At 61.1% G+C, this 1,842-nt stretch carries 2 protein-coding genes and 1 pseudogene; 2 read left to right on the top strand and 1 reads right to left on the bottom strand.

Annotation, left to right across the window (positions count from 1 at the left end; genetic code table 11):
- Positions 1–140, top strand: a pseudogene (locus EN991_RS41390) (histidine phosphatase family protein); the annotation flags it as partial.
- A gap of 169 nt (positions 141–309) precedes the next feature.
- Here EN991_RS41390 and EN991_RS34645 read toward each other — a convergent pair.
- Entirely contained in the window at positions 310–570 is a 261-nt protein-coding gene (locus tag EN991_RS34645; protein WP_013532801.1) for a DUF1344 domain-containing protein, read from the bottom strand.
- A 178-nt stretch (positions 571–748) separates the two neighbouring features.
- Here EN991_RS34645 and aroC point away from each other — a divergent pair.
- Positions 749–1,842 (top strand): chorismate synthase (aroC, locus tag EN991_RS34640; protein ID WP_127370412.1); only part of this gene is annotated, 1,094 nt, incomplete at its 3' end.

The raw sequence follows: 1,842 nt of genomic DNA, 5'->3' as shown, positions 1-1,842 counted from the left end.
CGATATGCGTGACCCATGGCGGCGTCATGCGCACCTTGTTTCGTTTCGTTCTGGGATTGGCCGAGGACGAGGCAGCGAACCTGGAAATACCGCAGGATCGCCTGCTCAAGCTCGAAGGCAAGAGTCTGGAGTGGCTTTGATGCATGTCGCCCAAAAGTGGCCCCGGTTTTGGGAGAACGACATACATAAAACAAAGACCTAAAGCGGGTCGCCTGAAATCCGTTCAGACGCGACACGCTCTAGGCCATTTCGCAGGCGGCTCGGCGAAAGCTGAACCGCAAACGCTGCATTCAATTGAGGTTGGAAGCTCTAGTTGGCTGAGCTGTCCGGCAGTTCCATGTCGGTGATGACGTTTTCGCCATTGGTCACATCGTAGGCGATGACGATGTCCATGCCCGGCTTCAGCGCGTCGAGATCGGTCTCTGCGTTCAGCTTGTAGGACTTGCCGTCATCCAGCGTCAGCGTCGCCGTGTCCTTGTCGATCTTCTTGATCAGGCCTTCGGTCTGGCCGGCGAAAGCGGCGGTGGAAAGCAGCAGCGTGGCGGCAACGGCGCTAATCAGGGTACGCATAATCGTTCCTCTTTATCATTGCACCGGCATGGCGGCGGGCTGTTCAACAGCGGATGGAGCAGAGCAGAAACCAACCGAATGTGTCAAAACTAAATCCGCCAGATCACAGTTTGACCCCTGTGAAAAACGCCAATAGAACGCAATCTTCAGCCGGCTCCGATGCCGGGCAGGGTATTTCATGTCTCACAACACGTACGGCCACCTTTTCCGCGTCACCACCTGGGGCGAAAGCCATGGCCCGTCGCTCGGCTGCGTGGTCGACGGCTGTCCGCCCGGCATCCGCTTTACGCGCGACGAGATCCAGGCCGAACTCGACAAGCGCCGTCCGGGACAGTCACGTTTCGTGACGCAGCGTCGCGAACCAGATGAAGTGAAGGTGCTGTCAGGTTTCATCCTCGACGAGGACGGCGAGACGATGATCACCACCGGCACGCCGGTGTCGATGCTGATCGAGAATGTCGACCAGCGTTCAAAGGATTATGGCGAGATCGCCCGCCAGTACCGGCCCGGCCATGCCGACTACACCTATGACGTCAAATACGGGGTGCGCGATTATCGTGGCGGCGGCCGCTCCTCGGCCCGCGAGACGGCAGCCAGAGTGGCGGCCGGTGCCTTGGCGCGCAAGGTGGTGCCCGGCGTGGTGGTGCGCGGTGCGCTGGTGTCGATGGGCGAGAAATCCATCGATCGCGCCAACTGGAACTGGAATTTCATCGGCGATGCGGAAAATCCGTTCTTCACCCCCGATCCGGCTTCCGTTCCTGTCTTCACGCAGTATCTCGACGGCATCCGCAACGCGGGCTCCTCGGTCGGTGCGGTGATCGAGATCGTCGCCGACGGCGTTCCACCGGGCCTCGGCGCGCCGATCTATGCCAAGCTCGACCAGGACATCGCCTCCGGCCTGATGTCGATCAACGCGGTCAAAGGCGTCGAGATCGGCAACGGCTTCGAGGCCGCCCGCATCACCGGCGAGCAGAATGCCGACGAGATGCGCATCGGCAATGACGGCAAGCCGGTGTTCCTGTCCAACAATGCCGGCGGCATCCTCGGCGGCATCTCGACCGGCCAGGCAATCGTCGCCCGTTTCGCCGTCAAGCCGACCTCGTCGATCCTGACCCCGCGAAAGTCGATCGATAAGGACGGCAAGGACGTCGAGATCATGACCAAGGGCCGCCACGATCCATGCGTCGGCATCCGCGCCGTGCCGATCGGCGAGGCAATGGTTGCCTGTGCGATCGCCGATCATTATCTGCGGCATCGGGGACAGACGGGGAG

Source organism: Mesorhizobium sp. M7A.F.Ca.US.005.03.2.1 (genome assembly GCF_003997795.1).
In the GTDB taxonomy this organism is placed as follows: Bacteria; Pseudomonadota; Alphaproteobacteria; order Rhizobiales; family Rhizobiaceae; genus Mesorhizobium; species Mesorhizobium ciceri.
Note: the sequence above shows the minus strand (reverse complement) of the source record. Positions and strands in the feature narration are given on the sequence as shown.

What these genes read in the sequence shown, in the direction of transcription:
- EN991_RS34645 (WP_013532801.1), bottom strand. Translation starts at nt 570, where the DNA reads ATGCGTACCCTGATTAGCGCCGTTGCCGCCACGCTGCTGCTTTCCACC.